The following is an 8246-nucleotide window of genomic DNA, read 5'->3' as shown; positions in this document are numbered from 1 at the left end:
GGTTAGAGCCCTTAGAGTTGTGAAGCGATAAGTTGTTATTTTAAATTATAAATTTTGAATTATAAATTAATCCCTGCTTAACGGCGGGGATTTTTTTTTGGGTTTAACCGCAAAGGGCGCAAAGATGGCGCGAAGGTCATGAAGGTTTTTGTCACGGATTGAGAGTTTCGGGTTTAGAGTTTCAAGTTGTTTATAAGATCATGAGATTTCTCTCTCGTTAAAAAAAGATAAGTCGAAATGACAAAAGAGAGGTTAGGATCTTTTTGATTTAACAGCAAAGGGCGTGAAGAAAGCGCGAAGGTTTTTGGTTACCGGTTATTTTTTTTTTGGCTATTGCCTAATACTATTGTTTTGCGGAAATGGGCAAAGTCAGTAAGTTCTTTTTCAAGTTCAGAATTGCAGCTCAAATTTCAACAAAGTTTTTACTTTAAATGCAGCTATTGAATGAGGTTTGCTGAGGAATTTGCTAACGTAGTAAAGGTAGGTTATACGGCAAATTTTTTATATAAAGCCTATATGATTGATTAAATGTTTTGGTTTTTAATAAGAGTTTTATATATAATGACCCTTGTTATTTGTAAAATTAGGGTTTCTTCCTCTGCAAAAGCATGGCTTTAAAATTTTTGTTTACCTGTTGTTATTGGTCAGTTTTTTTGTATTTTATGAGTGTGCGATTAACTGAGTTTGTTAATTTTATAAATAGTTTAAAAAAAACGTTAAAAATGTTAGGATATTATATAGACCTTCACTTAGTTTTGTATTCTAAACAATTTTAATTCCGATTTATGTCTAAAAATTACAATTCTTTTGGGTTGGACAGGGATGTCTTTCTAAAAAAACAAAATTCGACACCATCAGGAACCGATTTCAAAGGTTCAACAATGAGAAGGTTGTCGGGTTTTCTGCTTTTATACTGTATCTTATTTGCAGGGTTTTCGGCAAATGCGCAGGTTACAGTAACTGGTTGTACAGGTACGGGTAATGGTAGTTACGCTACTTTAAGTGCCGCTGCAACAGCAATTGTTGCTGCTCAACCATCAGCTGTTATACTTGTTGAAATAACCGGTAATACTACTGAGCCGGCTGCGGGTGCAGCTTTTGTGGCAGGTACTTGGACTAGTTTAACAATCCAGCCTTCAGGAGGTAGTTGGACGATTAGTGGGGCCGCAACAGCAGGAAGTCCATTAATCAGTTTTAACGGTTCAGATAATGTAACTATTAATGGTTTGAATTCGGGGGGTAATGCCTTAACAATAACAAATACAACTGCATCGGCGACATCTGGTACCTCTACTATTCGTTTCCAAACTGATGCGACGAATAATACAATTACTAATTGTACCATTCTTGGTTCTTCAAGTTCAGCAACTGGAACAGCAGGGGGAAACATATTTTTTGCTTCTGGAGCCGTTTCAACAGGTAATGATGGTAATACAATTTCTAATTGTAACTTAGGGCCTGCTGGTGCAAACTTACCTTCTAAACTTATTTATTTTAGTGGGACTTCTAACACAGATCCAGGAACTGCCAATAGTGGTATAGTTATCAATAACAATAATTTCTATGATTACTTTAGTGCTACTACATCATCAGCTGCAATTGATTTAAATAGCGGAAGTTCTAGTGTAACTATATCAAATAATAAATTCTACCAAACAGCAACCAGAACTCAAACAACTGGTGCTGCCCACAGAGCAATCAATATTAATAATGGCTCCGGTAATAATTTTTCTGTAACCGGAAATACTATTGGTTTTGCTAATGCATCAGGTACAGGAACGTATAACTTTGTTGGGGTTTCTTCATCTGTTTTTATTCCCATAAATGTCTTACCAGGAACTACAACAGTTAGTACAGTTCAAAATAATACAATTGCTGGAATTGCTTTCTCGGGTGCAATAAGTGGTACAGGGACTTCAGGGCCATTCAGAGCTATTTATGTTACAGGATTGACTAATGTTAACAATAATATTATTGGAAGTATGGGTGCAACCGGGAGTATTAGTGTAACATCTAGCACTACATCAGCCGGAAATTATTATGGTATTTATAATAACTCATCAAGTAATACGACTATTTCTAATAACCAAATAGGAGGAATAAGTATTACGAATTCAAGTACTGGTACGGCTACCTTTACAGGAATTTTTGTCAACACTTCTACTTCAGCAACAGCAACTTTGAGTTTAAATACCATAGGAGGAACGATTGCTAATTCTTTATCAGTTGCTTCTTCTGGTACAAGTTCTCAAATTGTAGGAATTAACATTGGCTTACCTGCTGCAACTTTGACATCAAATATTATTAGAAATTTAACTAATAATAATGGTACAGGGACTACAACAAGCGCTTCCGTGATTGGATTGTTGGTAGGTGCAACTTCTGCCAATCACACAGTTTCTCAAAATAGTATTTATAACTTATCTAATACAAATGTTACTACAGCTAATGTGGTAACAGGTATTCAATTCACAGGAAGTACAGCAAACGTAGTGGAAAGAAATACCATTTATGGACTTACAACAGCTACAAACAGTACCTCTGCCGAAATTAACGGAATTAGAGTAGCTGGCGGAACAACCGTTTACCGTAACAATATGATTGCTTTAGGAGCTGGTGTGGCTAATGCCCTTGGTGGTGTGGCTTCAAATGGCGGAACTACAGGGATTAACGGTTTTAATGGTGCATTAGGCACTGACAGTTTTTGGCATAATACCATTTATATCGGTGGAACGGCCACAGCCGGTACCGGAGCTTCCTACGCATTTAATGGTACACAAACTACTAATACTAGAAGTTTCCGCAATAACATTTTTGTTAATGACAGAACCAATAGTGGTGCCACAGGTAAACATTATGCTGTTAAAATTAATGGATCTACTGCTAACCCTACTGGTTTGACTATCAATAATAATGTTTATTATGGTACCGGTTCCGGATTTACTTTTGGTTATTTCAATTCAGCAGATGTGGCCTCTTTAGCCGCCTGGAAAACTGCAGTAGGACAAGATGCCGGGAGTTACAATGCCAATCCTCAATTGTTAGATCCTACCAATGCAACGCCAGATTTACATATCAATCCGTCTGTTTCTTCTTCTGCAGAAGGCAATGGAGTTGATGTTGGGGTAACTTTAGACTTTGATGGACAAACCCGTTCCGGTTTAACCCCTGTTGATATTGGTGCTGATGCCGGTAACTTTATCGGTGGTGATTTAACCCCTCCGGCCATTACTTATACAGCTTTGACTAATACTACTTCAACTGCCAACAGATTATTTAATAACATTACTATAACTGATGCTACGGGAGTAAATGTAACTGTCGGAACTAAACCAAGATTATATTACAAGAAATCTACTGAAACGAATGATGTTTCAGGATGGAAATTTGTTGAGGCTTCGGGTTCTACTTCACCATTTGATTTTACGATTGATTATTCGGTTTTAACCGGAGGAGCAGCTGCCTTTGGCGATGTTATTCAATATTTCGTGGTGGCTCAGGATACCGGTTTGCCAACGGTAGCTATTAATTCAGGAAATTTTGCGGCTATACCTACCAGTGTTGCGTTGACCTCCGCTCAGTTTCCTATTGGAGGCTCTATTAATTCGTACACTATATTAAATTCATTAGGTGGTACTAAAACTGTTTGTCCTTCAGGTTGTGATTATGCCACTTTGACGTTAGCCGGCGGTGCTTTTGATGCGATTAATAACGCTTTGGTTATTTCAAATTTAACTCTAGAAATTGCAGGAGATTTAACCGCTGAAACGGGAGCCATAAAATTAAATGAATTTGCTACTCCTTTCACCGTAACTATCAAACCAGCCGGAGGATCAAGAACAATTTCGGGAACTTCTGCAGGTTCTCTACTTGGATTCAACGGTGCTGATAATGTATTGATTGATGGGTCACTTAGCAGTACGGCTAACACTATTTGTCCTGCCAGTTCAGCTTCAAGAGATTTAACAATCACCAATAATAATACCGGTACTTCAAGTGCTGTAGTTTGGTTCCAATCTAATGCTACTAATGGTGCTACCAATAATACGGTTAGAAACTGTACTATTGTTGGTAATGCTAACACTACTACTTTAGTGGGGCTTGGTTTTGGTAGCAGTACTATTAGTACAACTTCTTTAGGAATCGGAAATAATAATAATACTGTTGAAAATAATAGTGTAAGCAAAGTGCAAAACGCTATTTATTCTCAAGGAACTTCAGCAGGGAACAAAAACACTGGAAATAAATTTAATTTAAATCAAGTTACTGCTGCAGTAGGAACAGATAATCCTAAAACGGGAATTACTTTAGGATTTGAAAATAATGTTGAAGTAAGCGGCAACCGTTTATTAAACTTATCAAGTGCTACAGACAACTGGGGAATTTCATTGGGAATCACTACCTCATCAGGTTTCTCAACAACGATTACCGGAAACGAAGTAACCAATGCCATAGTTACTAAAAATACTATTGGTGCTTTAGCACAAACCTCATCAAATTCAGGGGCAGGTATTGTTCAGGCTGTATTATCAACAGCAGGAGTTACCAATCTAATCGCTAATAATATTATTTACGATGTAAATGTTTATTGTACATCACCTGATATAGGTGCCGGAATTTTAATTGGAGGTGGAACAGGTACTACAAATGTGTACCATAACTCTGTTTCATTAACAGGAACTAGAAATACTTCCACAACTTTTCCAACATATGCAATCGCTATAGGTGGAACTAATCCTGTGGTTGATGTAAGGAATAATATTTTAATTAATACTCAAACTACAACCAATACCGGAAAAAGTTATGCTATTGGTTTGGCATATTCATCTTATGCGAACTTGGTTTCTAATAATAATCTTTTGTTTACCAATGGCACAAGTGCATTTTTTGCACAAACAGGTGGTTTAGGGACCTCAGGTACAGACAGAACTTCTTTGTCTTCATGGACTACAACAACTGGTAAAGACACGGTATCGAAAAATACTGCTATTGTTTTCACCGGAAGCCCGAGTGTTTTAAGTATTGATCAGAATAATGCAACAAATATTTTATCACTTGAGGGCTCAGGAGCTACCGGAACAGGTATTACTGATGATTTTGAATGTCAGTTGCGTAATGCTTCCACCCCTGATATAGGTGCAGATGAATTTACGCCTCCAAGTTGTTCGGGAACAAATCCGGGAACCGCTGTAGGTAATACTGTTTTATGTGGTTCGGGAACTCCAACGATTACTGCTTCAGGTTTTGATTCCGGTTCTGGTATTTCTTATCAATGGTATTCTTCAGGTATAATTTCTGATTATACAAATGATACCGGATTGATTGTTTCAGGTCAAACTAATCCTGCTACATTAACCACAGGTGTTGTAAGTTCAACTACTTATTATTGGTTAAAAGTGACATGTTCAGCAACCAGTTCTTCGAGTAATTCTAACATGATTACAGTTACTGTTAATCCTAAGCCAACGGCTACAGCCTCGAGCAATACTCCTGTTTGTTCCGGTTCTGTTTTAAATCTTAACGGTACTACAGACATAGGAACCACTTTTACATGGACTGGCCCAAACAGTTTTACCAGCTCAAGTCAAAACCCATCGATTTCCACGGTGACCACTGCTGCTGCAGGAACTTATAACTTTACAGCTACCGCCAACGGATGTAGTTCAACAGTGGCCACCACAGTTGTGGCAATCAATGCAACTCCGGTTGCTCCAACAACAACAGGATATAACATTTGTTTGAATGCTTCTATACCAAATGGTCAGGGATTAACTTCGACCTCAGTGGGTGCAGGTACTATAACTGGAAGTCAAACCCTTAGTTTTAACGTAGCAGCTCAACCTACAGAGATTAATTCTTCTCCCGGTAACACTGTAGCATCGGCTACTATGACTGCTTTGCCTGTGGGTGCTATTGTTACTAGTGTTGTACTAAGTTACCCTGGTTTAGTTGCTTTAACTGACTCTTGGAGAGCTGACATAAGCTTAGGTTTAAGTGGAGCATTAGTAAATGCTGCTGCGACCGACCCTACTGCTGCAAACTCTGCAGGGACATTTAATTACACTCGAACCGCTACAACTGGAATTACAGCGACAAATACAGGAGGTACTGTAAACTTATTGTATTGGGATAGTGTTGATGATAACTTTGGTGCAGAGGCAACTTTCCCAACTGGAACAGCAGTAGCCACAGTAGTGGTGAATTACAGCATTCCAAATCCTGCTTCTATTCAGTGGTATACTACTCAAACCAGTGGTACTGCTATCGGTTCAGGTTCTCCTTTTAACCCAATTGGCGTTGATCCTGCATTGCCTGATAGTAGTGTTTCAGGTAATTATACCTATTATGCAGAAGTTCAGAATGGCTCTTGTCCATCAACTCGCACCGCAGCTGTTTTAAGTATTGGCGCTACACTAACTGCTAGTGCCACAGCTGCTCCTAATACTTCGGTTTGTGCCGGAACTACTGTTACTTTATCCTCAGCCTTTACCGGTGGAGGAGGCGGTATTGCCTATTCTTGGAAAGTGGGTGCTACCGAAGTAAATACAACTGCTTCTTTCAGTGTAACACCTTCTACAACTACTACATATGATCTAACAATTACTGATGCTTGTTCGCAAATCGCAACGGCTTCAGTAACGGTAACAGTTAATCCTTTACCTGCTACTGTAGTAGTGTCAGGAGCCGGAACTTTCTGCTCTAATGCAACTATTACTGCGGACAATGGTGGAGATGGTACTATATATTTCCAAGGAACTACCAACAATGGTACTTCTACGGCTACGGCTTCCGCTTCACAAGTAGTAAGTGTCTCAGGGACTTATTATTTCAGAGCACAATCCGCTGCAGGATGTTGGGGTGCTCAAGGTTCGGCTGTTGTAGTGATACAAACTCCTGTTACTATTAGTACAACTCCAGCGACAATCTGTCAAGGAGGTGCCTCAGTAGCTTTAGCTGCTTCAGCAACTTGTCCGACGGTTTATGTTAACAGTAATACTTTTAGTATGACTGATATACCAGCCTCCGGAGCACCAACTTATGTTCGTTCCTCAGGTGGAACAGTCTATTCATCTAGTTCTACTGTAGCTTTTTCTACACAAGTATTTAGACCGACTGTTACGGGTAGTTATGTAATCAATGGATGTGGTAGTGGCGATACCCATATGCAATTGTATACTTCACCATTTAATCCTTCTTCTCCAACAACTAACTTCTTGGAGGCTAATGATGATGGTAATGGTTCAACATGTACAGCTGACCCAAGAATAACCAGAACTTTAACAGCTGGGGTTGATTATGTTTTAGTTTATACTCCGTTTAGTAATGGTTCAGCAGTTACCGGTATTACCATAACTGTTACTCCGCCAGTAGGAGGTAATGTTCAAACTCCAACCGGAGCCGGAGTTTTAAATTGGTACGCCGATACCACTTCTTCTACCGTTTTGGGTACAGGTAACTCTTTTGACCCAGTTGCTAGTGGGGTATTAGCCAATACTAATACACCTGGCACAACCGTTTATTATGTTGCTTGTTCAGCCAGTTCAGCCTGTAGAACTCCTGTTAATTTTGTGATTACACCAAGTGTTGTTCCGACCTTATCTTTTGTTACTGACACTCCGGGTGAGTTTTGTGCAGGGACCAATGTTACTTTCACTGCCACAGCAGGAAATTTAGGTGGCGGTACTGCTACTTATGACTTTAGTATTGAAGGGACCTCTATTCAAAGTGGTGTACAAAACACTTTCTCTACCACTGCTTTAGCAGATGGGGAAGAGGTTTCAGTGGTGGTTACTATTACCGGTGGTACTTGTGTTAGTCCATCAACACTTACCGGGTCAATGTTTGTCACTGTGAATGATAACTTTACCGTTACTGCTTCTGCAAGTGCTAATGGTAGTATTTCACCTAATGGTATCACTACTTTAACTTGCGAAGGAACCGGAGATCAAACCTATACTATCACGCCTAATGCAGGTTATTTAGTTGGTGATGTGTTGGTTGATGGTGTCTCACAAGGCGCTATTAGTTCTTATACTTTTACAGATGTAGTTACTAATCATACTATTAGTGCTAGTTTTGTTGTGGCTTGTACTCCTACAGCTCCAACAGTTTCTTTAAGCAGCAGTGATTTAGACAATACTTTTGCCTATGGTACTAGTGTTACCTTCACCGCTACTGCGGGTAATTTAGGTGGCGGCACAGCTAGTTATGATTTTAAAATAAATGGTACTTCCGTTCAAAACGGC

The 8246-nt window shown here is 39.1% G+C and carries 1 protein-coding gene; it reads left to right on the top strand.

What is annotated here, in order from left to right; genetic code table 11:
• Nucleotides 1-785 precede the first annotated feature (785 nt).
• Nucleotides 786-8246 (top strand): beta strand repeat-containing protein (locus ICG50_RS12860; RefSeq protein WP_187661309.1); only part of this gene is annotated, 7461 nt, incomplete at its 3' end.

It is taken from the genome of Flavobacterium buctense, assembly GCF_014486695.1.
In the GTDB taxonomy this organism is placed as follows: domain Bacteria; phylum Bacteroidota; class Bacteroidia; order Flavobacteriales; family Flavobacteriaceae; genus Flavobacterium; species Flavobacterium buctense.
This window is presented reverse-complemented; position numbering and strand designations above follow the sequence as displayed.